The following is a 23,556-nucleotide window of genomic DNA, read 5'->3' on the forward strand; positions in this document are numbered from 1 at the left end:
AGCAGCTTGTGGTAGGTTTCACATAGTGAACAGTCGTACGCCCAGTTCACGAACGAGCCGATCTACTCGTTCGGGTAAGTCGCGTTCCCGCGACACGCTGTCGCGCGAGGAGCGCAAGGAAGCCACCCGGCGGGCCATCGTCACGGCGGCGATGAAGCTGCTCGAGGACCGCAGCTTCGCCGCGCTGAGCCTGCGCGAAGTCACCAGGGAAGCCGGCATCGTGCCCGCGGCGTTCTATCGGCACTTCGAGTCGATGGAGGCGCTCGGCCTGGTGCTGATCGACGAGTCGTTCCGCAGGCTGCGCGACATGCTGCGCAGCGCAAGGGCGGGCAGGCTCGACCCCAACCGGGTGATCGAGTCCTCGGTCGACATCCTGATCGACGGCGTCAACTCCGACCGCGAACACTGGCGGTTCATCGGCCGTGAGCGCTCCAGCGGCGTGACGGTGCTGCGGTACGCGATCCGCACCGAGATCCGCCTGATCACCTCCGAATTGGCGATCGATCTGGCCAGGTTCCCCGGGCTGAACACGTGGAGCGGTGAGGACCTCAACATCCTCGCCAGCCTGTTCGTCAACGCGATGATCGTGATCGCCGAAGCCATCGAGGACGCCAACGACGCGGCGGCCATCGACGAGATCAAGCGCACCGCGGTCAAGCAGTTGCGGATGATCGCCGTCGGCGTCAGCGGGTGGCGCAGCGACGGCTAGCGTGAGGCGCATGTCGCACCTGGATCTGACCTACCCGCGTCCCGACATCGCCGTGCTGACGTTGAACCGGCCCGCAAAGCTCAACGCGCTGAACTTCGATCTGGTCGAGGAACTGCACGCGGCCCTCGACGATATCGCCGCGAGCAACGAATGCCGGGTCGTGGTGCTCACCGGTGCCGGACGCGGGTTCTGCTCGGGTCTGGACCTGACCGACCCGAATCCGGCGCAGGCGGGCGGCGGCGTCGAGTTCCCGCGGTCGGGCATGCGCTGGCAGGAGCGCATCGCGAATCTCACCGCGAAGATCCACCGGTTGCGGCAACCGGTGATCGCGGCGGTCAACGGTCCCGCGTACGGCGGCGGTTTCGGCATCGCGCTGGCGTGCGACATCCGCCTGGCCTCGGCATCGGCCCGGTTCTGTACGCAGTTCATCAAGCTCGGCCTCGGCGGTTGCGACATCGGTGTCAGCTACACGCTGCCCCGCATCGTCGGTGCCGGGCAGGCGTTCGACCTGATCCTCACTGCCCGAGCAGTCGACGCCGACGAGGCGCTGCGGTTGGGCATCGTCTCGCGAATCTGCGATTCGGTGCTCGACGAGGCGCTGGCCATCGCCGAAACACTCTGCGGTTACGGCAAGTTCGGCGTCGAATCGACCAAACAGGTGCTGTGGGCCAACCTGGCGGCCGCCAGCCTGGATGCCGCGTTGCACGTGGAGAACCGCAGCCAGATCCTGGCGTCAACCAGCGGCGAGATGCTCGAAGCGGCTAGTGCGGTGTTGCCCCGCCGTCGGCAATGATGACCTGACCGGTGATGTAGCTACCGGCGTCGGAGGTCAAAAGCAATGCTGCGCCGACCATTTCGTCGGGCGTGCCCAACCGCTTCATCAGCGTGCCGCCGACCATTCCCGAAATCACCTCGGGCGGGTTCTGCTGCATCATGTAGGTGTCGACAGGCCCGGGCGCAAGCGCGTTGACGCGGATGCCGAAGTGCACGAACTCCGCGGCCATCGACCGGGTGAACGACATCATCGCCGCCTTGGCCGACGAGTAGATCGACAGCATCGGCGAGAAGATGAACGCACCGATCGAGACCATGTTCAGCACCGCGGCGTGTTCGCTGGCCTTCAGGTGCGGCAGCGCTTCCTGCACCAGAAACACCGGGCCGCGCACGTTGACGTCGTACGACTTGGCCAACGCGTCGGCGTCGATCTGGCCGAGCGGTTGGGCCAGCGGGTTCGCGGCGTTGTTGACCACGACGTCGACGCCGCCGAACTCGTGAACCGTCCGCTGCACCAGGGCACGCAGCGCGTCGAGATCGCCGAGGTGCGTCGGCACGCCGATGGCCTCGCCGCCGAGCCCACGCAGATGTTCGGCGGCCTGTTCGCAGGCGTCGGGTTTCCGGCTGGCCACCGCGACGCGTGCGCCCGCGAGCACATAGCCCTCGGCCAGTGCGAGACCGATTCCCCGGGTGCCGCCCGTCACGATGACGGTGCGGCCGGTCATGTCGAAAAGACGCTCGAACGCTTCGCGATTCACGCCGCTCAGTAGAACAGATGCGGATTGGCGGCCACGTACTGCTCGACGGTTTGTGCGGGCCGCCCGGTGATCTGCTCGACGTCGTGGGTGGTCCGGTCGTAGCGGCCGTTCCGGTGCAAACGGGCCATGGTGGCGATGTGCTGCCGGACGTGGTCGGAAAGGCCGACGGGCCCGAGCACGTCGCGATCCCATACGTCGAGCGCGACATCCTGCCCCGTGATCGGGCGGTTCAGCGCCCGCCCGTATTGCTCGGCGAGCCCGTCGATGTCGAGCACCTCGGGGCCGGTGAGTTCGACCACCCCGCCGATCCGGTCGGTCGGGTCGCGCAGCAGGGCAGCGACGACGCGGGCGACGTCGTCGGCGGTGACCGGTGAGGTGCGCCCTGTCCCGAACGGCAGTGCCAGCACGCCACGCTCGCGAAGCCCCTTCTTGGCCAGCATCGTGAACAGCGGATTGTCGAGGAAAGTGGTTGGCCTGACGTGGATCACCGGCAGACCCGACCAGTTCAGCACGTGTTCGGCCAGCCAATGCAACCGGTGCTGGTTGGACTCGTCGGTGCTCGTCAGCGTCATCTGCGACACCGTCATCTGCGACATGTTCACGATCGCGTCGAGTCGGCCGCGGTCCAGTGCCACCGCGCACACTTCGGTCGTCGCCCGCAGGTAATCGGGCGATACGCTCATGTTGAAGAACATCCGCTGCACACCGGCGATCGCGTCGGCGATGTCAGCGGCGCGGGTCAGATCACCGACGATTACCTCGGCGCCCATCGCGCGCAGTTGGTCGGCGCGTTCGTCGTCGCTATGCACCATGGCCCGCACCGGCGCGCCGTCCTCGAGCAACAACTGCACGACACGACGACTGACGCTGCCGATTCCTCCACCTGCCCCGCTGATCAGGTATGTGGCGCTCACCATGCCATCCTGCCAGCGCTTCGTTTCTCGGCCGGTCGACAGCCGGTCAGGGGGCCGAATTCGTTTTGCTCCATTGGCAAGCACCACGAGCCCCGATGCATGTAACAGCGACGGCGACACCGGCGATAACCTGAGGTGCCGGGGTGGCCACCTGCTCGTGACACCGTTGTCTGATTGGTCACATCGGGGATGAAAAATGATTGTGGGAAAAGGATTTCGTATTTTGTAGCGATCTTGATGTAGCTCGGCTAGATTGCCATCGGCAACCACACTCACCGGATCTGTGCTCGGCGCGATTCATGCGCGACCCGCCGGATTCTCAGATCGCCGACCGGGTCGATGCGTTTGCTGGTTGATGGTGTGCAGGGGGCATGCGATGCGCACCTGTGTTGTTCGTTTTCTACGTGAGGGTTGTCGTGTCCGCTGACATCAAGAAGTGGTGTCGCCTCAGCTTCGCCGCAATGGCGTGCGCACTGTTAGCTGTCGTCATGACGTCCAACGCGCCCGCAGGCGCCGTCGTCGGTTGGCATCAGCCCATGACGCCGCCACTGACCACGCCGTGGACTCACCTCGTCGGGCCCGACAACGCGCTGCCTGACTACCCACGCCCGCAGATGACGCGGACCCGCTGGCTGAACCTCAACGGTGTCTGGGATTACACCGGCAGATCGGCACGCAACGCGCTGCCTGCCCCGCCCCAGCCCAACGACTACACCGAGCGCATTCTGGTCCCCTATCCCACGGAGTCCGCACTGTCCGGCGTCCAACGCCACGACGAACAGATGTGGTACCGCAAGGTTTTCAAGCTGCCCAGCGACTGGCTCGGGCGCCACGTGCTCCTGCATTTCGGTGCCGTCGACCAGATCGCCACGGTGTGGGTGAACAACCAGGAAGTGGCCCACCACGAAGGCGGATACACCGAGTTCACCGCCGACATCACGAAGGCCCTGCGATTCCCCGGCTCGCAGGAGATCGTCGTGCGGGTCGATGACCGCAACGAGTGGAACCCGTTTCCGGTCGGCAAGCAGCGCAACGCGCCCAAGGGGCTGTTCTACACCGGGTCGTCGGGGATCTGGCAGACCGTGTGGATCGAACCGGTGCGCGCCACCCACATCGACAAGCTCGACATCACCCCCGACCTGACGAGCCTCACGGTGACGCCCCGCATCACCGACAAGAAGAACGAGCGCGCCGAGGTGGTGGTCTCCGAACCCGGCGGCGCGGTGGTGTCGACGGCGACCGCTGAGGCGGGGCAGGCGGTGCGCCTGCCGATGCCGAACGCGCGCCTGTGGTCCCCGGACGATCCGTACCTCTACGACCTCAAGGTCCGGCTGGTCAGTCCGTCGGGCAAGGTCGTCGACGAGGTGTCCAGCTATGCCGGATTGCGCACCATCGGGACTGTCAACGACGCCAAGGGCAGACCGCGAATCGCGTTGAACGGCAAGATGGTGTTCCTGTACGGCCCGCTGGATCAGGGCTACTGGCCCGACGGGCTCTACACCGCACCCACCGACGACGCGCTGAAGTTCGACCTCGAGCAGACCAAGGCGTTCGGGATGAACTTCGTGCGCAAGCACGCCAAGGTGGAACCGGCGCGTTGGTACTACTGGGCCGACAAGCTGGGACTGCTGGTGTGGCAGGACATGCCGTCGCTGTACGTGTCGCTCGACATACCGGTCGGGCCGCTGCCGGATCCGCCGCCGGAGGCGAAGGCGAACTTCGAGCGCGAACTGATGGCGATGATCGACCAGTTGCGCAGCGTGACCTCGATCGTCGGCTGGGTGCCGTTCAACGAGGGCTGGGCCGAATACGACACGGCCAGGATCGCGGGCGTGGTGAAGGCGGCCGACCCGACCCGCATGGTCGACGCGAACAGCGGGGTGAACTGCTGCAAGTCACGCCCCGACAGCATGGCGGGCGACATCTACGACGACCACACCTACGTCGGCCCCGGCCATCCACCCATGGCCGACGACCGCGACCGCCGGGTACGGGTGCTCGGCGAGTACGGCGGACTCGGGATGGTGCTCGACAAGAATCGGTGGCCCGGGCCGCCCGAGGCCTACGAGATGGCCCCGGACGCAGCGAAATTGACCGAGCGCTACGTCAAGATCAGCCAGGAACTCGAGGACGTCATCCGCAACGGCGGCCTGTCGGGTGCGATCTATACCCAGACGACCGACGTCGAGAACGAGGTCAACGGGTACATGAGTTACGACCGCCGGGTGATCAAGATGCCGCTTCAGGTGATCGCGGATCGGAATCGCGCGGTGATCGCGACGGGCACGGATCCGGGCGACCGTCGTTGACGTCGGCTACCACGGTGTCTTGCTCAAGAAGTCCCAACCCCGAGTGGCGTCGGTGGTGTAACGCAGCCGCCGGGCGAGCAACGTGAACGTGTCGACGAGGCCGTCGCCCTGGTCTGCGGCGGCGCTACCGAACGCCGTCACCAGCATGTCCTCGAACGCCCACCGCACCACCACCGACTTCCCGCGCTGAACCTCGAAAGTCCCCTTGCTGATGTGCTTTCCGGCCACGCACGCCTCGAACAACAACGGGGAGGCGGATCCGGATCCGGCGGTGAACAGCAACCGCCGCTGCTTCGACCCCGCGCCACTCATTCCGCTCCCCGTGCCGCTGATCGCCACAGCCTGCTCGACACCCCAGTCGACGCCGACGATGTCGATCCATCCCTTGCGGCCCTTGACGGTGGATCCGCCGGGGATCTTGTCGAGCAGCAGAAACATCCTGTGCGAGCCATCATCTGCCATGCTTCACCTTCCCAGAGTCCGACTGGTGCTGAATACCCGCCGCTCACAACTGATCGGATCGTCGAACTCGAGGCTGTGCGCCAGCAACTGCAGCGGCTGGGAGAAGTCGTCAGGCGCGACGTCGAGGACTCTGGGGTACAACGGGTCACCGAGGATCGGCACGCCGACTGAGGCCATCTGCACACGCAGTTGATGGGTTCGTCCGGTACGCGGCGTCAAGCGGTACAGGCCGTCACCCATGTGCTCGATGCGCGTCTCCGCGTTCGGTTCCCCCTGCTCCGCCACTGCCTGTAACTGCCCGCGCCGCTTGATGATTCGGTTGCGCACCACGATCGGGAAGTCGAGGCTCGGATCGACGTCCGCGCGCGCCAGATACGTCTTGCGGACTTCGCCGCGCGAGAACAGCGTCTGGTAACGACCGCGAACCTCACGCCTTGTGGTCAACAGCAGCACGCCCGCCGTGAGCCGATCGAGCCGGTGCGCAGGCGACAGTTCCGGTAGGTCGAGTTCGCGCCGCAGCCGCACCACCGCCGTCTGCGCGACGTGTCTGCCGCGCGGCATGGTCGCCAGGAAGTGCGGCTTGTCGACCACGACGATGTCGTCGTCGCGGTACAGCACCGGGATGTCGAACGGCACCGGCACCTCGTCGCGCAGCTCGCGGTAGAAGTAGACGTGCGAACCGGCGGGCAGTGCGGTGGTCGGGGTGACGACGGTGCCATCGGGTGAAACCACTTCTCCGGCAAGCACTTTCGCCGCGGCCTCGGAGCCCCAGCGGGCCAGGAACTCGTCGACCACCAGGCCGCCGCGCAACCGCACCCGCGCCGGGCCCAGGCCGTCGCGCACCGGAAGCGGTGCCGGTCTCAATTCAGCGGAACCGGCTCGAGGATCTCGGCGCGCGCCTCGGGAGCGGCGGCGCGCAGCGCATCGGCGGACTCGTCGTCGGGTTGCTGCTGCGAGCGGACCTCCGCGTCGACCCGCGCGATGTAGGTGGACACCTCGCGGTCGATGTCCTCAGCGCTCCAACCCAGCACGGGCGCAACGACTTCGGCGACTTCACGGGCACAGTCGACGCCGCGGTGCGGGTACTCGATCGAGATCCGCATCCGGCGGGCCAGGATGTCCTCCAGATGCAGCGCGGCCTCGGCTGCGGCGGCATACCACGCCTCGACCTTGAGATACACCGGCGCTTCGGTGATGGGCGTCAACAGTTCCGGCCTGCCCTTGGCCATCGCGAGCACCTCGCCGATCAGCGATCCGTAGCGGTCCAGCAGGTGGCGCACCCGGTACGGGTGCAGACCGTAATGCGCACCGACACTCTCGGTCTGGTTCACCAGCGCGAAGTAGCCGTCGGCGCCCATCAGCGGCACCTTCTCGGTGATCGAGGTCGCGACGCGGGCGGGGATGAACTCGGCGGCCGCGTCGATGGCGTCGGCGCCCATCACCCGGTAGGTGGTGTACTTGCCGCCGGCGATCGCGACAAGGCCAGGGGCGGGGACCGCCACCGCGTGCTCGCGCGACAGCTTCGAGGTCTCCTCGCTCTCCCCCGCCAGCAGCGGTCGCAGGCCCGCGTAGACGCCGTCGATGTCGTCGTGCGTCAGCGGCGTCGCCAGCACGGTGTTGACGTGGCCGAGGATGTAGTCGATGTCGGCCTTGGTGGCCGCCGGGTGGGCCAGGTCGAGGTTCCAGTCGGTGTCGGTGGTGCCGATGATCCAGTGCGTGCCCCATGGGATGACGAACAGCACCGACTTCTCGGTGCGCAGGATGATCGCCACCTCGCTGACGATGCGGTCCCGCGGCACGACCACATGCACGCCCTTCGACGCGCGCACCCGGAACCGGCCGCGTTGCTTGGACAGCGCCTGGATCTCGTCGGTCCACACTCCGGTGGCGTTGACGACGACATGGCCGCGCACCTCGGTCACGTCGCCGTTCTCCGAATCGCGGACCCGCACGCCGATCACCCGGTCGCCCTCACGCAGCAGCGACACCACCTGGGTGGAGGTCCGCACCACCGCGCCGTAGTGGGCCGCGGTGCGGGCCACCATCATGGTGTGACGCGCGTCGTCGACGACGGTGTCGTAGTAGCGGATGCCGCCGATCAGCGAAGAGCGCTTGAGCCCCGGCGACAACCGCAGCGCGCCAGCGCGGGTCAGATGCTTTTGGGCGGGAACGGATTTCGCGCCGCCCAACTGGTCGTAGAGGAAGATGCCCGCGGCGATGTAGGGCCGTTCCCACCACCGATGGGTGAGCGGGAACAGGAACGGCAACGGTTTGACCAGATGCGGCGCGAGTGTGGTGAGCGACAGTTCCCGCTCGTGCAGCGCTTCGCGCACCAAGCCGAACTCCAGCTGTTCGAGGTAGCGCAGCCCGCCGTGGAACATCTTGCTGCTGCGACTCGACGTGCCGGACGCGTAGTCGCGGGCCTCGACGAGCGCGACCTTCAGGCCGCGCGTCGCCGCGTCGAGGGCGGCGCCAGCACCGACCACGCCGCCACCGATCACGACGACGTCGAATTGCTCGGTGCCGAGCCGCTGCCACGCCTGTTTGCGCTGCTCCGGGCCGAGCAAGGTCTCACCATTGACCGTGGTCGGGTCGCTCACTTCGAATGGATCCCTTGTTACTCGTCGGTACGGTTGTCCATTCCCAGGTTACGGGTTAGTCGAGATCGTCGTGTGCCATCAACCTGCGGGCCGCCTCGACGATGGAGCCGGACAGCGACGGGTACACCGACAGCGTCTGCGCCAGGTCAGTGACGGTGAGGTTGTTCTGCACGGAAAGCGCGATCGGCAGGATCAGCTCCGACGCGATCGGTGCGACCACCACACCGCCGATGACCACGCCGGTCGCCGGCCTGCAGAAGATCTTGACGAAGCCCAGCCGCAGCAGCGACATCTTGGCCCGCGCATTGGTGTTCAGCGGCAGCATCAGCGTGCGCGCGGCCACGGTGCCGTCGTCGATCCGCGACTGCGGAACGCCGACCGCAGCGATCTCCGGCCTGGTGAACACCGCTGCCGCCACCGTCCGCAACCGGATTGGGCTGACCGCCTCGCCCAGCGCGTGATACATCGCAATGCGGCCCTGCATGGCGGCCACCGACGCCAGCGGCAACAGCCCGGTGCAGTCGCCGGCGGCGTAGATCCCCGCCGCCGAGGTGCGTGACACCCGGTCCACGGTCAGATAGTTGCCTTGCCCGAGTGTGATGCCGACCTTTTCCAGACCGAGGCCCGACGTGTTGGGCACCGAACCGACCGTCATCAGCGCGTGGCTGCCCTCGACGGTTCGGCCGTCGGCCATCGTCACGATCACACCCGTGGACGTCCGCCGCACCGATTCGGCCCTGGCGTTCTTGACGAGCTTGACGCCGCGTTCGGCGAACGCCTCCTCCAGCACCGCGGCGGCGTCGGAGTCTTCGTGGGGCAGGATCTGGTCGCGGCTGGCCACCACCGTCACCGGCACACCGAGTTCGGTGTAGGCGTTGCAGAACTCGGCGCCGGTGACGCCGGAGCCGACGATGATCAGGTGCTGGGGCAGTTCGTGAAGGTCATAGAGCTGGCGCCAGTTCAGGATTCGTTCGCCGTCGGGCACCGCGTTGGGCAGTACGCGCGGGCTGGCGCCGGTGGCGATCAGCACGACGTCGGCCTTCAGCGTCGCGACCCTGCCGTCGACCGTCGTGACCTTGACCCGGTGCTGCGCCAGGCCGGAGGTGTCGTCGACCAGTTCGGCGCGACCGGCCACCACATTGACGCCGGCGCGCAGCAGTTGATGACCGATGTCGGTCGACTGCGACTTCGCCAGCGTCTTGACCCGGTTGTGGATCTGGTCCAGCGAGATCTTGGCGTCCTCGATCGCGATGTCGAAGCCGAGCGGCGACGCGCGGCGCAGTTCGGTGCGCACTCCCGTCGACGCGATCAACGTCTTGGACGGCACGCAGTCCCACAGCACGCAGGCACCGCCGATGCCGTCGGAGTCGACGACGGTGACCTCAGCCACCTCCCGGCCCCTCGCGGCCGCGACGAGCGCCGCCTCATAGCCGGCGGGCCCGCCGCCGATGATCACGATGCGGGTTGCCACCGCCCTAACCTAACGAAGCCGGAGGTTGGCCGCCCAGCCACTGGGCGAAGCCTTAGGCTTTCCCCGTGACGCTGTACGCCGCCTACGGATCGAACATGCATCCGGAGCAGATGTTGGAGCGCGCTCCCCACTCACCGATGGCGGGGACGGGGTGGCTGCACGGCTGGCGGCTGACGTTCGGCGGCGAGGACATCGGTTGGGACGGCGCGCTGGCCACCGTCGTCGAGGATCCGGCGTCGAAGGTGTTCGTCGTGCTCTACGACATGACGAAGGAAGACGAGAAGAACCTCGACCGCTGGGAAGGTTCAGAGCTGGGCATCCACAAGAAGATCCGGTGCCGCGTCGACCGTACGTCGTCGGACACCAGCTTCGAACCGGTGCTCGCGTGGTTGTATGTGGTGGACGCCTGGGAGGGCGGCATCCCGTCGGCCCGCTACCTCGGTGTGATGGCTGACGCCGCCGAAATCGCCGGCGCGCCAGCGGAATACGTGCACGATCTGCGCACCCGCCCAGCCCGCAACATCGGCCCGGGCACGTAACCTTTCTGCCGCGAGCGACCGTGTCTGTACGTCGACACGCCGCGGTTTGTTGGCATTTCGCGGTCGCTCACGCCGCGCGGGCGTGACGAAGGTGTCTGTCGATGCGGCCAACGAATTCCCACGACCGGTATCTGACGTCTTCGAAGACGATCGCAAAAACGGTCCATCCGACGTCCTGCAGGGCGGCCTGACGTCGGCGATCTCGCCGCATCGCCTCGGCGCCGCTGTGCCAGTCTTCGCCGTCGTATTCCACCGCCAGGCGCTGGTCTGGCCAGGCGAAATCGACGCGACGCCACTCGCTGTTGCCGTCAAGGATCTCGTACTGCAACGCCGGCCGCGGCAGACCGCCGTCGATCATCTTCAGTCGGGCTTCGCTCTCCATCGGCGATTCGGCTAGGCCGTCCGCAAGCGGAATCAACTCCCGGACAGCGACGATGCCGCGCCGCCCCGCTTGCTGGGCAGCGGCGCGCGACAAATCGACACGCTGACATGTCCCGCTGCGCAGCGCGGCGTCCAACGTCGCCAATGCGCGAGGTCGGTGAACGCTGCGAGCCACCTCGACAGCCGTCCACGCGGGCGACGTGACGAGACGCTCACCCACTCTGACCAACGGTGCGCCGTCGCGCCGGTGAACTACGAGGCCGTCCGCGTTGCGCAACCGGGAACCGGGCGGACTGAGCACGTGCAGATCGGCGGGCTGTTCGGTATCGAAGCCGTGAAGGGCCGCCGCCGTGGAGAGGCAGACCGGAACACGGGTACCGCAGGCGAAGTCCAACCCGCGCAACCGGGTCAGGTCGTCGGGCTCGCCTCGGCCGTAGATACCCTGCCAAATTCGTTCCAGCACACCGCAATTCACCATAGCTTCGAATTCACGTCTGCTGAGGTAGGTCAGGATTTGGCCGCTGCTCGCGATCCCGTTCTGACGGTCGAACAACACGTCGAGCTCTGGATGCACATCTCAGATCGTCACCGGCCGACTCACTCCGCGGTAGCACCAACCGATCGCCCTGTGGATAACCCGTGGCGAGCGACCGCAAAATGCCAGCGCTGCACGCGTGTCGACGTACAGACGCGGTCGCTCGCGGCGAAGGAGGGCAAAGAGCTAGAACTGGGCGGCCTGGTCGATGATGTTGACCAGCACCCGAACTCCCACCGCAAGCGCCCGCTCGTCGAGGTCGAACGTCGGCTGATGTAGATCCAGTTGCGGGCCGCGGCCCGACCACACACCGAGCCGGGCCATCGCGCCGGGCACCTCTTCGAGATACCACGAGAAGTCCTCGCCGCCACCGGACTGCCGGGTGTCGCACAGCACGTCGGAGCCGATCGCCTCGATGGCGTGGGTGAGGATGCGCGTCGAGATCTCCTCGTTGACCACCGGCGGCACACCGCGCCGGTACAGCAGGGTGTGCTCGATGCCGAGCGGGGCGAGCAACGACGAAACAATCTCGTGCACAATGGATTCCAGCGAATCCCAGGTGTCGCGGCTGGCGGTGCGGATGGTGCCCGCCAGTGTGCCGGTCTGCGGAATGGCGTTGGCCGCCACGCCGGCGTTCACCGCGCCCCACACCATCACCGTGCTGTTGCGCGGGTCGATCCGCCGCGACAGGATGCCGGGCACGCCGGTGATCAATGTGCCCAGCCCGTACACCAGGTCGCCGGTCAGATGCGGACGCGACGTGTGCCCACCGAGCGACTGCAGCGTCACCTCGAGTTGGTCGGCGGCCGACGTGATCGGCCCGGCCCGCAGCGCCACCTTGCCGACCGCCAGTCGCGGGTCGCAGTGCAACGCGAAGATCCGCGACACCCCGGTCAGCGCACCCGCCGCGATCGCGTCGATCGCGCCGCCCGGCATAAGTTCCTCGGCGGCCTGGAAGATCAGCCGCACGCCGACCGGCAACTCGGGCACCGACGCCATCGCCAGCGCCGCGCCGAGCAGCACCGCGGTGTGCGCATCGTGCCCGCAGGCGTGCGCGACGTTGGGCACCACCGACGCATACGTCGCTCCGGTTCGTTCGGCCATCGGCAGCGCGTCCATGTCGGCGCGCAACGCAATGCGGGGGCCGTGCTCCGGCCCGAAATCGCACGTCAACCCGGTTCCGCCGGGCAGCACCTTCGGGTTCAGCCCCGCGTCGGCCAATCGGGATGCGACGAACTGGGTGGTCGCGAACTCCTGGCGGCCCAACTCCGGATTGGCGTGGATGTGCCTACGCCACGCGACCAGGTCGTCGTAGTGGGCGTCCAGCCACAACTCGGTGGCATCGGAGAGGCTCATGCGCGATCCGCCTCCGCTCCTCGCTCGCCGAGGCTCACGACGCCCTCCTCGCCTGCAGGTCGAGCACCCGATCCCGCTCGGCGGGCGTCTCGGCCAGGCTGACGACGGTGCGGGCCAGCATGATCGCGCCCTCGACGACCGCCTTGTCCGCGCTGGGTCCTGCCGCCGCGGCGGCGAATGCAGGCTGGTGAATCGACGCACCGCCCGCCTCGACGCCGACGATCGGGTGGATGCCGGGCATCACCTGCGTGACGTTGCCCATGTCGGTGCTGCCCAACGGCAGCGTGGCCTCGACGCTTTCCGGAGCCGGAGTGCGGCCCAATCTGACCATCTCGCCGCGGAACACCGACGCCAGCCATCCGTCCGGCACCAACTCCGCATAAGCGGGCGCGGTCTCGGTCACCGTGTGCGTGCAACCCGTGCCGACGGAACCGGCCGCGAAGCAGCCGGCCATCTTGTCCTCGAGGTCGCGCAGCGACTCGGAGTTGGCCGCGCGCATCGTGTAGCGCAGTTCGGCGCGCGCCGGAATGACATTGGTGGCCTGCCCGCCGTCGGTGACGATGCCGTGCACCATCTGCCCTGGGGCCAGATGTTGGCGCAACAGGCCGATCGCGACCTGCGCGACGGTGACCGCGTCGGCGGCGTTGACACCGAGGTACGGCGCGACGGCGGCGTGTGATTCCTGGCCCGCGTAGCGCACCGTCACCTCGGACAGCGCCAGCGAGCGCGCCGCGGCGATGTCGACGGGTCCGGGATGCATCATCACCGTCACCGCGATGTCGTCGAACGTTCCAGCCTTGAGCAGCAACGCTTTTCCGCCGCCGGCCTCCTCGGCGGGCGTTCCGACCAACGCGATTGTCAGGCCGAGGTCGTCGGCGACGTCGGCCAGTGCCAGCGCGGTGCCGACAGCCGATGCGGCGATGATGTTGTGCCCGCACGCATGTCCGATCTCGGGCAGCGCGTCGTACTCGGCGCAGATGCCGATCACCAGCGGGCCGCTGCCGTAGTCGGCACGAAACGCGGTGTCCAGCCCGCCGACAACCGGGGTGACCGCGAACCCGCGTTCGGCGACCAGCGATTGCGTCTTGGCGCAGCTGCGATGTTCGGCGAACGCGAGTTCGGGTTCGGCGTGAATCGAGTGCGACAATTCGACCAGATCGCTGCTGCGCCGGTGGACGGCGTCTTCGACGCTTGTCGACGCGGTGGCGGTGGGCATCTCAGCAGTATCTCACTGTCCCGACGGCCGTTCGGCCGACGGCTATAAGCTGCCCTACCGTGACGAGCCCGGCAGCGGCGGCGCAGGAAGCGGCGGCCGCGATCATCGAGCGCACCGGTGTCGGGGCGCACGACGTCGCCGTCGTCCTCGGCTCGGGCTGGGCGCCCGCCGCGGCGCGACTGGGCGATCCCGTGGCGGTGGTGCCGATGGCCGAGTTGCCTGGCTTCACCCCGCCGACCGCCGTTGGCCACGGCGGGCAGCTGCTGTCGGTACACGTGGGCGAGCACCGGGTGCTGGTGTTCGTCGGCCGCATCCACGCCTACGAGGGACACGACCTGCGCCACGTCGTGCACCCGGTCCGCACGGCCTGCGCAGCGGGTGCGCACACCGTGGTGCTGACCAACGCCGCGGGCGGCCTGCGCGACGACTACACCGTCGGGCAACCGGTGCTGATCAGCGACCACCTCAACCTGACGGCCAGATCCCCACTCGTGGGCGCGCATTTCGTCGACATGGTCGACGCCTATGCGCCGCGGCTGCGGACACTGGCCCGCGAGATCGATCCCTCGCTGGCCGAGGGCGTGTACGCCGCGCTGCCCGGCCCGAACTACGAGACACCCGCCGAGATCCGGATGCTGCGCACGTTGGGCGCCGACCTGGTCGGCATGTCGACCGTGCATGAGACCATCGCCGCCCGCGCCGCGGGCGCGCAGGTGCTCGGCGTATCGCTGGTGACCAACCTCGCGGCCGGAATGACCGGTCAGCCGTTGAGCCACGACGAAGTGCTGGAGGCGGGCAGTCAATCCGCGACCCGGATGGGCTCTCTGCTCGGTGCGGTGATCGCGCGGGTCTGACGGCTCAGCCGCTTGCTGATCCACACCACGCTGCGCGCCATCAACGGCGCCGCGAACAACATCAGAAGGATCCGCACCACCTGCGCGGCGATGATGAACGTCACGTTGGACCCGGTCTCGACGGCCGTCGCCAGCACGGCGTACACGCCACCGGGACTGGTCGCGAGGTAGCCCTCCAGCGGGGTGAGCTTGGCGAAGTGGGCCAACACCACACCGAGTCCGGCCGTCGCGACGCCAAGCCCGACGATCAGGCCGATCGCGGCGGGCAGCATCCGGCCGATCGCGCGCAGCGATTCCCTGGTGAATGCCAACCCGGCCTGCCAGCCGATCACCATGTAACCCGCCTGCACCAGCAGCGCAGGCACGGAAAGCCCGAAGGAGAAACCGGTGACTTCCAGCGCCACGGTCAGCGCCATCGGGCCGAGCAGACCCGCGCCGGGCAGGTGGATCAGCTTACCGGCCGTCGCGCCGACCAGCACAAGTGCGATCAACATGAGAACACTGAGATACCAAGGGGCCGTGTGGCTTTGCGTGACGGACGTCGACCCATGCGACCTGTCCCCGTGATAGATCAACGTCACCACGACGGGCATCGACGCCGTCACCAGGCCGACGCGCAGGTACTGCACGACGGAGACGACGCGGTCGTCACCGCCGAGTTCGCGGGCGATCGCGACCAGACCGGACGCCCCGCCCGCCACCAGCGCGAGCGATCCCGTCAGCGGGGTGACGTCGCGGTGCAGTCCGAGCAGCGCACCAGCCACGATGCTGAGTAGCAGGGTGACGACCGCGATCGCGAGGACAACCGGCCAATCCTTGCCCAGTGCGCCCACAGCATCCTGATGGACCATCGTGCCGATGTAGACGCCGAGCACTCCTTGTGCGGCGATGCCTCCGATACGGGGTACCCGACGAGGAGCCAGCGATGTCAGCGCGAGCACGACCCCTACGACGAGGGCGGCGAACAGGGCGGCCGACGGCACACCGATGCGGGTGAGCGGGTAGGTGACCGCGACGGTGGTCGCGATCAGCAGGGCCCAGGTGAGCAACCGCCGCATCCAAGTCATCTTGATGCCAAGTATGCCCTTGAGAAATGATGATCGCAAAGGCGAGTGATGCAGGTGACAGCCAGCTATTACCAAGGTATAACTTGGTTATGGTGCGTACAGATTCACCGGCCACCGAGCTGCGGGAATCGATGATGGCCGTCACCCGTCAGATGCGCAGGCACCGACCCGATCACGGCCTGACGTTGAGCCAGATGGAGTTGCTCGGCGAAGTCAGCCGCACCGGCGTCACCACGCCCGCCGAGGTGGCGAACCGACTGCATGTCCGGGTGCAGTCGCTGACCGACAGCATCAACGAACTGCTCAGCCGCGGCCTGATCGCGCGCCGCCCCGACGAGCACGACCGGCGCCGCCAGCTCATCGAACTCACCGACGCGGGCAGCGCGCTGCTGGAGGCCGACCGCGCCGAACGGGACGCCTGGCTGTACGAGACGATGCGCGACAACCTCACCCCGCTGGAATTCGACCTGCTGATGCTTGTCGCGCCCGTGCTCCGCAAGCTGGCATACAGCGACGTGAAAGCGGGCACACTGACCGCATGACTTCGTCGCGGCACCAGCCGGGTATGGCGCCGTCCTCGGTTGCGCAGGAGTGGATCTCGCACGACCCCGATCCGGACACCGCCGCGGAACTGGCCGCGCTCAGCCGAGACGAACTCGACGAGCGGTTCGCCAAGCCGTTGACCTTCGGCACCGCGGGTCTGCGCGGCCCGCTGCGCGGCGGGCCGAACGGGATGAACCTGGCCGTCGTGCTGCGCACCACGTGGGCGGTCGCCAAGGTGCTCAAGGAGCGCGGTCTGGCGGGTAAACCGGTTGTCGTCGGCAGAGACACCCGGCACAAGTCGGAGGATTTCGCCTTGGCGGCCGCAGAAGTGCTTGCTGCCGAGGGCTTTTCGGTGACCTTGATGTTCGTCGCGGTGCCGACGCCGGTGCTCGCGTTCGCGGTGCGCCACAACCGCGCGGCGGCAGGCATCCAAATCACCGCGTCGCACAACCCGCCATCCGACAACGGCTACAAGGTCTACTTCGAAGGCGGGTTTCCGATCGTGCCGCCCATCGACGAGGACATCGAGCGGGCCGCTGCCGAGGCGCCGCCCGCCGACGAGGTCGCCCGCCTGCCGGTTGAGCCGTCCGGTGTCGATGTGGTTCAGCACTACATCGAGCGGGCGGGACGGCACCGGTTCACTCACGGCGACGTGCGGCTCGCGCTGACGCCGATGCACGGCGTGGGCGGCGAGTTCGCGATGGACGCCTTGGTGCGCGCCGGGTTCACCGACATCCATGTGGTCGAGAGCCAGTTCGCGCCCGATCCGGACTTCCCCAGCGTGGCGTTGCCCAACCCGGAGGAGCCGGCCGCGGTCGACGCGCTGCTGCGCCTCGCCGCCGAGGTCAACGCCGAAGTCGCCATCGCGCTGGACCCTGACGCGGACCGGTGCGCCGTCGGGGTGCCGACCGCGGACGGCTGGCGGATGCTCTCCGGGGACGAAACAGGTTGGCTGTTGGGTGATTACATCCTTGCGCAGACCGAGCCTGGCCCGGTCTCCGAGGCCACCGTGGTGGCCAGCACCGCGGTGTCGTCCCGGATGCTGGCCGCCATCGCCAAGGACCACGGCGCCCAGCATGTGGAGACGCTGACCGGATTCAAATGGTTGGCCCGGGCCGACGTGGACCGACCGGGGTGCACGCTGGTCTACGCGTACGAAGAGGCGATCGGCCACTGTGTCGATCCCGGTGCGGTCCGCGACAAGGACGGCATCAGCGCGGCGGTCATGATCTGCGATCTGGTTGCCGCGCTGCGCGATGACGGCCGGACGGTGCTCGATGCGCTGGACGGCCTGGCGCGCAGGCACGGTGTGCACACCACGACGGCGGTGACGCGACACGTCGCAGACGTCCGCGAGGCGGAAGCGGTGATGGCCAAACTGCGCGCGACGCCGCCCGATCGGCTGGCCGGCTTCGAGGTGGCGGTGACCGACCTGAAGGCGTGGCGGCCGCCGACCGACGGCCTGGTGTTCTTCGGCGGCGATGAGCAGGACTGGGTCAGGGTGGTGGTGCGGCCCTCGGGCACCGAGCCGAAGCTCAAGTCCTACATCGAGGTTCGTTGCGCAAACGGCTCTGACCTCGAGGGTGCCCGCGGCAGGGCGGGCAAGCTGCGAGACGAACTGGTGGCCATCGCTGCGCAGTTCTGAGGCCCGGTTCTGGGAAAAGCAGGTACCTCACTACTCATGCAGGCCGCGCCACGGCGAGTCAGCCTGAAGATGTTCGATTCGTCAAGCATGGGAGGTAGTGATGGCCATGCCCGCCCTGACACTGCAGCGCCCGCACGTCGGCGTGATCACGGCGGTGGATCACTCGACGAATGCCAGGCCGTATTCGGTGTGGCGCGAACAGGCGCGTAGCCGGTTGGCCGACCTTCGGGTGCAACTGGATGAGTTGGAGGCAGGCCCGAAGTCTGACCCTCAATGCCGGGATGCGCGAAGGCAACTCGACGAGGCGATGCAGATCATCGATGCCCCGCCGCGTCTGCGCTGCATGTGGAACGGCATAGACATCCAGGCCACCTGGTTCAGGATCCACGCGGTGGACGCCGCGGTGATCCGCTTCGCCAAGCCGCAAGTGGTCAGGGCGAAGCTGCAGGGCATCGTCGCCGATGGCGCTGAACTGCTCGGCAGCGATCACCCCCGTGTGGTCACGCTTCGCGAACTCGCCACCCAACCCGAATGGGACTGCCACGCCCGAGAGGCCATCGTGCACAGCGTCAAGGCGGTCTACGACGCGTCCGACAGCGAGAACATGCGGTTGCGCAGCTTCCGCAATCTGTTGTTCGGCGGGACGCTGGCGTTGGCAATGATCGCAGTCGGGGTGGCGTGCTTCGATTTCGTGTCACGCGGTCTGTCGGATTCGACGACGAGCGCCGGTGCTCCGAGCATCCTCGTGATCGAGCTGCTGGGTTTGGTCAGTGCGAGTCTGGTTGGTGCGCTTGCGCTTCGGCGGATGGAGGGTACGTCCACCGCGTACTCGGTGCCGATGGCGACGATGCTGCTCAAACTACCCGCCGGTGCGCTGACGGCGGTTGCCGGAGTGCTGATGATCAAGGCGGGCGTCGCAGGCCCGACGCTGACAGCCTTGAACGAGACGCACGTGATGGGTTACGCGTTGCTCCTCGGCGCCTCACAGCAGGGCATCACCGGCCTGGTCGACCGTCAGGCGCAGAAGGTGCTCAACGGCATTTCATCGAAGGACAACGCTTAGTTCGCGTGCCCAAAAGCGAGTAGCCGACTACTCACGTCACGACCGATTCGTCGTTGCAGCATCAAGGAGTAGTTCACATACGACAGAGGGGGAAGTCATGGCAGATGCAGGTTTTGCCAAGCTGCTTACCATGCAGGCGGTCACCGTTCGGGACCCCGACGGGGCCGACGAGATCCAGGTCAGCCGAGGCGACGGTGTCATTTTCGAACGGATACGGATGCGCAAGGGTGACGTCTTCGAGTTCGACGACGACCGGCTCCTACCGTTCCAGAATCAGGCGCCCATCGACGTGGTGCTGTTCGAGGTCGACGAGAACGGTCCCGACGACAGGCGGATCGGTGCCGCACGGATCACCGCCGCCGAGTTGGGGCAGGGCGAGCGCACGAAGCGGATCGCGGGCGCGGGATCGGTGTACACGCTGACCTACAAGGTGATCTGACTCACCGACGACCAACCGATCAATCCACACAACACACAACACAACCGGGGGGAATCATGCCTTTTCTTTCATTGTTCTCGAACAACCTGCCTGACTTCTTCGTCATCGCGCGAGACTTCGCCGACATCGCCAAGATCGACAACGACCAGGACCGCCACAAGGCGACGTTCGAGTGGACCGGTCCGAACCTCAGGGTCGGCGAAACCGGACAGCTACGACAGGCGCCACTTCCCGAAGGGTTCGTCTTACACGTCGCCCCGTTCGACGAGTTCCGCATCCATATCAAATTCTTCGACGGAATCGTGGATCCCGCCCGCAAGGAAGAAGTTCGCCGAGAATCGACGTTCCGCATCGAAAAGGGACTGATCGATCCCAACCAGTTCTCATTCCGATCCGTGGCGTTCCCTGATCTGTTCATTCGGCACCGAGACTTCAAACTCTTTGCCGAAGAGGTCAACTCGCCTGACGAGTTGCAATCCGCCACGTTCAGGCCTGCGGCGCCTCTTCTCGTCTAATCCGTAATAGCCTGCGCGGCCGCAGGTCTCAACGCGGCCCGAACTGGCGGTCCCCGGCATCACCGAGGCCCGGCACGATGTAGGCGACCTCGTTGAGCTTCTCGTCGATGGTGGCCGTGAACAGCCGCAGGTTCGGCGCCACGTTCTCCAGTGCCGCAATGCCTTCCGGCGCGCAGACGACGCAGAGCGCAGTGATGTCGACGGCATTGCGGGACTGCAGCAGGCCGAGGGTGTGCGCCATCGAACCGCCGGTCGCCAACATCGGATCGAGCACCATCACCGGCTGGGTGCTGAGGTCGTCCGGCAGCGACTCCAAATACGGTGTGGGCTCGTGGGTTTCCTCGTCGCGGGCCACCCCGACGAACCCGACCCGCGCTTCCGGGATCAGTGCATGCGCCTGATCGACCATGCCGAGCCCGGCGCGCAGCACAGGCACCAGCAGCGGCGGGTTGGCCAGTCGGCACCCGGTGGTCTCGGCCAACGGCGTACGGACGGGGACAGTGTCACAAGCGGCGTCGCGCGTCGCCTCGTACACCAACATCAGCGTCAGGTCGCGCAGCGCGGCGCGGAACGCGGCGTTGTCGGTGCGCTCGTCGCGCAGCGTGGTCAGCCGCGCGGCGGCCAGGGGGTGGTCGACGACGCGCACATCCATGCGCGGAACCCTAATGGAACCGAACTGCCGCCGCGGGCGTCCTAACACCCATGTTCGCCGATACCGATGCCGTCCGCGCCCTCGGCTCAGCCAACTCGGCCCACGCGGTTGACCTCGCCGCAGTCGCGGCCCACCTGGCGTCCACACCGGACGCCGCTTCGGAGACGTTGCTTGGGCCCGTTGGCGCCCGGTTCCTGGCCGCATTGACCGAGGCCACCACCGAGGCTTCTCGGGCGGTGGCGGCGTTGGCCGACCGGATGGAGACCGCCTGTCGCACAGCGCACCATGCAGCGGGCGCGTATGACAGCGCCGACGCACACGCGGGGACGCGAGTGTCCGGGGTGTACTGATGCCGGGTGCACTGGTGTCGGCGCTGACGGCTCCCATTCGCGAGGTCCAGTCGCTGATCGGCGCGGGCTGGTCGGGCGACCTGGGGCTGGCCGCGGCGCACGAGTCGCTGACCGACATCGCGTCGGCGTCCGGCCGCGCTTGGCTGCATGCCGAGCAGACGTGGTCGGGCGCAGGCGCGGACGCCGCGGCACAGTTCGCGGCGGCGACGGTCATCACCACCGAGGCGCTGGCCGACAGAGTGCAGCAGCTCAGCGTCGTCACGCAGACCGCGGGCGCGGCGGTGGCGCGCGCCAACGACAGGCTGCAGGACATCATCGAGCGTTTCGAGGCGCGGGCCGCCGCTCTGGAGCCGCACCTCGACTCGCCTGCGGTCGAGAAAGAACTGATGGCTGAGGCGCAGCGCGCGCTCGCCGAGGCCGTCGCGGTGGTCGAGGAACTGCGCGCGGAGTTGCAGGGGCATGCGACCACACTGAACAACCCGCCCTCGGCAGCGCCGGCGACCACGCCGGCGGGGATAGCCAGCCCGTCCATCCCCCCGATGAGCCCGATGCCTGGTTCGGCGGCGCCGCCGACGTCGTCCGGCGGTTTCGGCGAACTCGCCAAGCTCGCGTCGCACGGGGCGCCGCTACCGGACGCCGCGGTGTTCGGCGACGGTTTCGCGGTCCGGCTGCCCGACGGCGGCACCGCTATGGCACCGAACTCGGTAGCGGCCAGTGCAGTTCGGCACGCGCTGACCCAGCTGGGCGTGCCGTATCAGTGGGGTGGCACCGCGCCGGGCGTCGGGCTGGACTGCAGCGGACTCACGCAGTGGGCCTATCACGAAGCAGGCCTGGACATCCCGCGGCTGGCGCAGGAGCAGGACATCGGGGCGGCCGTCGACGCCGGTTCGCTGAGGCCGGGCGACCTCGCGGTGTGGGACGGACACGTCGCCATGATCGTCGGGAACGGGACCATGATCGAGGCCGGTGATCCAGTGCAACTCTCGCCGATCCGAACGACGAACGCTGGTCAGGGTTTCCAGGGCTTCTGGCGGCCGACCGGGTGACTCAGCGCGTCTCTAGGAAGGCTCGGTTGGGGCGGTCGTTAGGCTGTGCGCCATGGCTGCTGACATCGTGCCGATCCGGCTCGCGCTGACCAAGGGCGACCTGTACACATTGTGGGCTCCACGCTGGCGCGATGCGGGTGACGAGTGGGAGGCGTTCCTCGGCAAGGACGAGGATCTGTACGCCTTCGAGTCGGTCGCCGACCTGGTGGCCTTCGTGCGGACCAACACCGACAACGACCTGGTCGACCACCCGGCGTGGCAGGCGCTGACCGAGGCGAATGCGCATACGTTCGACCCGCCCGACGAGCGTCAGTACGACCTCGTCAGCCTCGAAGAGCTGGTCGCCGAGAAGCCCAGCGAGGAGACGGTCAAGGAGCTGCACCGCACGCTGGCGATCGTGTCCTCCATCGGTTCGGTGTGTGAGATGCCCGCGATCACCAAGTTCTTCAACGGCAATCCGGTGCTCGGCACCGTCGGCGGCGGGATCGAGGCCTTCGCGGGCCGCGCGGGCCGCAAGCGCTGGGCCGAGATCGAGACGGTGATCGGCCGCGGCTGGGACAACGTCGTCGACGCGATCGACGAGATCGTCACCATCCCCGACGTCGACAAGGCAGCCTCGGAGAAGGCCGAGGCGCAACTTGCCGAGCCCGCGCCCGAACCCGAGGAAGTCGAAGAAGTCACCGACACCGACGACACTGAAGCCGCCGAGGACACCGACGCCGCGGAGACCAACGTTGAGGAGACCGACGATCTGGCCGACCACGCCGCAGGCCTGGTGCTGGGCAGCGACGACGACTTCTGGCTCAAGGTCGGCATCGACCCGGTGCGGATCATGACCAGCGCGGGCACCTACTACACGTTGCGCTGCTACCTCGACGACACACCGATCTTCCTGGGCCGCAACGGCCGCGTCAGCGTCTTCACCTCCGGCGGTGCGCTGGCGCGTTACCTCGCCGACGAACACGACCACGACCTGTCCGACCTCGCGACCTACGACGACATCCGCACCGCGGCCACCGACGGCTCCCTGCGCGTCGACGTCAACGATGACAACGTCTACGTGCTCACCGGCATCGTCGACGATCTCGCGGACGGCCCCGACGCGATCGACCGCGACCAGTTGGAGCTCGCGGTCGAGTTCCTCAGGGACATCGGCGAATACTCCGAGGACACCACGGTCGACGAGTCGTTGGACCCCGACCAGCCGTTGGGTCACCTGATCGCGCACGTGCTCGACCCGGACACCGTCGGCCGGCCGAAGCCGCCGTACGCCGAGGCGGTGCAGCAGTGGGAGGCGCTGGAGGCGTTCGTCGAATCGCGGCTGCGCCAGGAGTAACTGCGGCGCGATGAGTTCCGCG

24 protein-coding genes are annotated in these 23,556 nt (G+C 67.5%); 13 read left to right on the top strand and 11 right to left on the bottom strand.

Features of this window, described 5'->3' with window-relative positions; genetic code table 11:
- Nucleotides 1-25: 25 nt before the first annotated feature.
- Both A5724_RS22075 and A5724_RS22080 read left to right on the top strand, forming a co-directional pair.
- Nucleotides 26-709, top strand: a complete 684-nt coding sequence (locus A5724_RS22075; RefSeq protein ID WP_067807123.1) for a TetR family transcriptional regulator — start codon at nt 26-28, stop codon at nt 707-709.
- 10 nt (nt 710-719) lie between these two features.
- On the top strand, nt 720-1,502 hold the full coding sequence (locus A5724_RS22080; RefSeq protein WP_067807282.1) for an enoyl-CoA hydratase/isomerase family protein: 783 nt from the start codon (nt 720-722) through the stop codon (nt 1,500-1,502).
- On the opposite strand, the gene A5724_RS22085 is transcribed toward A5724_RS22080, so the two are convergent.
- Both A5724_RS22085 and A5724_RS22090 read right to left on the bottom strand, forming a co-directional pair.
- On the bottom strand, nt 1,471-2,208 hold the full coding sequence (locus A5724_RS22085) for an SDR family NAD(P)-dependent oxidoreductase (protein ID WP_369830654.1): 738 nt from the start codon (nt 2,206-2,208) through the stop codon (nt 1,471-1,473). The two genes, A5724_RS22080 and A5724_RS22085, sit on opposite strands and share 32 nt — an antisense overlap.
- 38 nt (nt 2,209-2,246) lie before the next feature.
- Nucleotides 2,247-3,155: an NAD(P)H-binding protein gene (locus A5724_RS22090; protein WP_232004932.1), complete on the bottom strand. Its 909-nt coding sequence runs from the start codon at nt 3,153-3,155 to the stop codon at nt 2,247-2,249.
- A gap of 488 nt (nt 3,156-3,643) precedes the next feature.
- Between A5724_RS22090 and A5724_RS22095 the strand changes: the two genes are divergently transcribed.
- Complete coding sequence (locus tag A5724_RS22095; protein ID WP_232004933.1) at nt 3,644-5,464, top strand: glycoside hydrolase family 2 protein; 1,821 nt, start codon at nt 3,644-3,646, stop codon at nt 5,462-5,464.
- Between the two features lie 6 nt (nt 5,465-5,470).
- Here A5724_RS22095 and A5724_RS22100 read toward each other — a convergent pair whose 3' ends face one another.
- The 4 genes from A5724_RS22100 to A5724_RS22115 are packed head-to-tail and all read right to left on the bottom strand — an operon-like array spanning nt 5,471 to nt 9,997.
- Nucleotides 5,471-5,926, bottom strand: a complete 456-nt coding sequence (locus A5724_RS22100; RefSeq protein ID WP_067807132.1) for a type VI secretion system tube protein Hcp — start codon at nt 5,924-5,926, stop codon at nt 5,471-5,473.
- Between the two features lie 3 nt (nt 5,927-5,929).
- Complete coding sequence (locus tag A5724_RS22105; RefSeq protein WP_082965196.1) at nt 5,930-6,790, bottom strand: pseudouridine synthase; 861 nt, start codon at nt 6,788-6,790, stop codon at nt 5,930-5,932.
- Nucleotides 6,787-8,526, bottom strand: a complete 1,740-nt coding sequence (locus tag A5724_RS22110; RefSeq protein WP_067807138.1) for a glycerol-3-phosphate dehydrogenase/oxidase — start codon at nt 8,524-8,526, stop codon at nt 6,787-6,789. The genes A5724_RS22105 and A5724_RS22110 overlap by 4 nt, the downstream gene beginning before the upstream one ends.
- A 55-nt stretch (nt 8,527-8,581) precedes the next feature.
- Complete coding sequence (locus tag A5724_RS22115) at nt 8,582-9,997, bottom strand: NAD(P)H-quinone dehydrogenase (protein WP_067807141.1); 1,416 nt, start codon at nt 9,995-9,997, stop codon at nt 8,582-8,584.
- A 65-nt stretch (nt 9,998-10,062) separates the two neighbouring features.
- Here A5724_RS22115 and A5724_RS22120 point away from each other — a divergent pair, with 65 nt between their 5' ends.
- Entirely contained in the window at nt 10,063-10,536 is a 474-nt protein-coding gene (locus A5724_RS22120; protein ID WP_067807144.1) for a gamma-glutamylcyclotransferase, read from the top strand.
- A gap of 67 nt (nt 10,537-10,603) precedes the next feature.
- Here A5724_RS22120 and A5724_RS22125 read toward each other — a convergent pair whose 3' ends face one another.
- The 3 genes from A5724_RS22125 to A5724_RS22135 form a co-directional block, all read right to left on the bottom strand.
- On the bottom strand, nt 10,604-11,491 hold the full coding sequence (locus A5724_RS22125) for a DUF559 domain-containing protein (RefSeq protein WP_067807146.1): 888 nt from the start codon (nt 11,489-11,491) through the stop codon (nt 10,604-10,606).
- Between the two features lie 147 nt (nt 11,492-11,638).
- Nucleotides 11,639-12,808 carry an amidohydrolase gene (locus A5724_RS22130; protein ID WP_067807148.1) on the bottom strand — a complete coding sequence of 390 codons (1,170 nt, stop codon included), beginning with the start codon at nt 12,806-12,808 and terminating at the stop codon, nt 11,639-11,641.
- A 34-nt stretch (nt 12,809-12,842) separates the two neighbouring features.
- The gene (locus A5724_RS22135) at nt 12,843-14,024 is read right to left on the bottom strand and encodes a M20 family metallopeptidase (RefSeq protein ID WP_067807151.1); all 1,182 of its coding nucleotides are present in this window, start codon (nt 14,022-14,024) and stop codon (nt 12,843-12,845) included.
- A gap of 59 nt (nt 14,025-14,083) precedes the next feature.
- On the opposite strand from A5724_RS22135, the gene A5724_RS22140 reads away from it, so the two are divergent.
- Nucleotides 14,084-14,878, top strand: a complete 795-nt coding sequence (locus A5724_RS22140; protein ID WP_067807154.1) for a purine-nucleoside phosphorylase — start codon at nt 14,084-14,086, stop codon at nt 14,876-14,878.
- Here the strand turns inward: A5724_RS22140 and A5724_RS22145 are convergent.
- Nucleotides 14,824-15,936: an AbrB family transcriptional regulator gene (locus A5724_RS22145; RefSeq protein WP_067807288.1), complete on the bottom strand. Its 1,113-nt coding sequence runs from the start codon at nt 15,934-15,936 to the stop codon at nt 14,824-14,826. The genes A5724_RS22140 and A5724_RS22145 overlap by 55 nt on opposite strands.
- A 98-nt stretch (nt 15,937-16,034) precedes the next feature.
- On the opposite strand from A5724_RS22145, the gene A5724_RS22150 reads away from it, so the two are divergent.
- From A5724_RS22150 to A5724_RS22170, 5 genes are all read left to right on the top strand, one after another.
- Nucleotides 16,035-16,487 (top strand): MarR family winged helix-turn-helix transcriptional regulator, encoded by a 453-nt coding sequence (locus A5724_RS22150; RefSeq protein ID WP_067807156.1) that lies wholly within the window; start codon nt 16,035-16,037, stop codon nt 16,485-16,487.
- On the top strand, nt 16,484-18,133 hold the full coding sequence (locus tag A5724_RS22155) for a phospho-sugar mutase (RefSeq protein ID WP_067807159.1): 1,650 nt from the start codon (nt 16,484-16,486) through the stop codon (nt 18,131-18,133). The genes A5724_RS22150 and A5724_RS22155 overlap by 4 nt, the downstream gene beginning before the upstream one ends.
- Before the next feature lie 100 nt (nt 18,134-18,233).
- Entirely contained in the window at nt 18,234-19,196 is a 963-nt protein-coding gene (locus A5724_RS22160) for a hypothetical protein (protein WP_067807162.1), read from the top strand.
- A 97-nt stretch (nt 19,197-19,293) separates the two neighbouring features.
- Nucleotides 19,294-19,635, top strand: a complete 342-nt coding sequence (locus tag A5724_RS22165) for a hypothetical protein (protein ID WP_067807165.1) — start codon at nt 19,294-19,296, stop codon at nt 19,633-19,635.
- Nucleotides 19,636-19,691: 56 nt separating this feature from the next.
- On the top strand, nt 19,692-20,150 hold the full coding sequence (locus tag A5724_RS22170) for an AbfB domain-containing protein (protein WP_067807168.1): 459 nt from the start codon (nt 19,692-19,694) through the stop codon (nt 20,148-20,150).
- Between the two features lie 28 nt (nt 20,151-20,178).
- Here A5724_RS22170 and upp read toward each other — a convergent pair whose 3' ends face one another.
- On the bottom strand, nt 20,179-20,802 hold the full coding sequence (gene upp, locus A5724_RS22175; protein WP_067807171.1) for a uracil phosphoribosyltransferase: 624 nt from the start codon (nt 20,800-20,802) through the stop codon (nt 20,179-20,181).
- Between the two features lie 50 nt (nt 20,803-20,852).
- Here upp and A5724_RS22180 point away from each other — a divergent pair, with 50 nt between their 5' ends.
- Genes A5724_RS22180 through A5724_RS22190 form a run of 3 tightly spaced genes read left to right on the top strand, consistent with a single transcriptional unit; the run spans nt 20,853 to nt 23,534 of the window.
- Complete coding sequence (locus A5724_RS22180; protein WP_067807174.1) at nt 20,853-21,152, top strand: type VII secretion target; 300 nt, start codon at nt 20,853-20,855, stop codon at nt 21,150-21,152.
- A complete protein-coding gene (locus tag A5724_RS22185; RefSeq protein ID WP_067807177.1) occupies nt 21,152-22,198 on the top strand; it encodes an NlpC/P60 family protein in 1,047 nt (348 codons plus the stop codon). Before A5724_RS22180 ends, A5724_RS22185 begins: the two co-directional genes overlap by 1 nt.
- A gap of 52 nt (nt 22,199-22,250) precedes the next feature.
- Nucleotides 22,251-23,534: a primosomal protein gene (locus A5724_RS22190; RefSeq protein ID WP_067807183.1), complete on the top strand. Its 1,284-nt coding sequence runs from the start codon at nt 22,251-22,253 to the stop codon at nt 23,532-23,534.
- Nucleotides 23,535-23,556: the final 22 nt, after the last annotated feature.

Source organism: Mycobacterium sp. ACS1612 (assembly GCF_001667505.1).
In the GTDB taxonomy this organism is placed as follows: Bacteria; Actinomycetota; Actinomycetes; order Mycobacteriales; family Mycobacteriaceae; genus Mycobacterium.

What these genes read in the sequence shown, in the direction of transcription:
- A5724_RS22095 (WP_232004933.1), top strand. Translation starts at nt 3,644, where the DNA reads ATGACGTCCAACGCGCCCGCAGGCGCCGTCGTCGGTTGGCATCAGCCC.
- A5724_RS22085 (WP_369830654.1), bottom strand. Translation starts at nt 2,208, where the DNA reads ATGACCGGCCGCACCGTCATCGTGACGGGCGGCACCCGGGGAATCGGT.
- A5724_RS22170 (WP_067807168.1), top strand. Translation starts at nt 19,692, where the DNA reads ATGCCTTTTCTTTCATTGTTCTCGAACAACCTGCCTGACTTCTTCGTC.
- upp (WP_067807171.1), bottom strand. Translation starts at nt 20,802, where the DNA reads ATGGATGTGCGCGTCGTCGACCACCCCCTGGCCGCCGCGCGGCTGACC.
- A5724_RS22100 (WP_067807132.1), bottom strand. Translation starts at nt 5,926, where the DNA reads ATGGCAGATGATGGCTCGCACAGGATGTTTCTGCTGCTCGACAAGATC.
- A5724_RS22185 (WP_067807177.1), top strand. Translation starts at nt 21,152, where the DNA reads ATGCCGGGTGCACTGGTGTCGGCGCTGACGGCTCCCATTCGCGAGGTC.
- A5724_RS22160 (WP_067807162.1), top strand. Translation starts at nt 18,234, where the DNA reads ATGGCCATGCCCGCCCTGACACTGCAGCGCCCGCACGTCGGCGTGATC.
- A5724_RS22135 (WP_067807151.1), bottom strand. Translation starts at nt 14,024, where the DNA reads ATGCCCACCGCCACCGCGTCGACAAGCGTCGAAGACGCCGTCCACCGG.
- A5724_RS22180 (WP_067807174.1), top strand. Translation starts at nt 20,853, where the DNA reads ATGTTCGCCGATACCGATGCCGTCCGCGCCCTCGGCTCAGCCAACTCG.
- A5724_RS22190 (WP_067807183.1), top strand. Translation starts at nt 22,251, where the DNA reads ATGGCTGCTGACATCGTGCCGATCCGGCTCGCGCTGACCAAGGGCGAC.
- A5724_RS22155 (WP_067807159.1), top strand. Translation starts at nt 16,484, where the DNA reads ATGACTTCGTCGCGGCACCAGCCGGGTATGGCGCCGTCCTCGGTTGCG.
- A5724_RS22080 (WP_067807282.1), top strand. Translation starts at nt 720, where the DNA reads ATGTCGCACCTGGATCTGACCTACCCGCGTCCCGACATCGCCGTGCTG.
- A5724_RS22150 (WP_067807156.1), top strand. Translation starts at nt 16,035, where the DNA reads ATGGTGCGTACAGATTCACCGGCCACCGAGCTGCGGGAATCGATGATG.
- A5724_RS22130 (WP_067807148.1), bottom strand. Translation starts at nt 12,808, where the DNA reads ATGAGCCTCTCCGATGCCACCGAGTTGTGGCTGGACGCCCACTACGAC.
- A5724_RS22165 (WP_067807165.1), top strand. Translation starts at nt 19,294, where the DNA reads ATGGCAGATGCAGGTTTTGCCAAGCTGCTTACCATGCAGGCGGTCACC.
- A5724_RS22145 (WP_067807288.1), bottom strand. Translation starts at nt 15,936, where the DNA reads ATGCGGCGGTTGCTCACCTGGGCCCTGCTGATCGCGACCACCGTCGCG.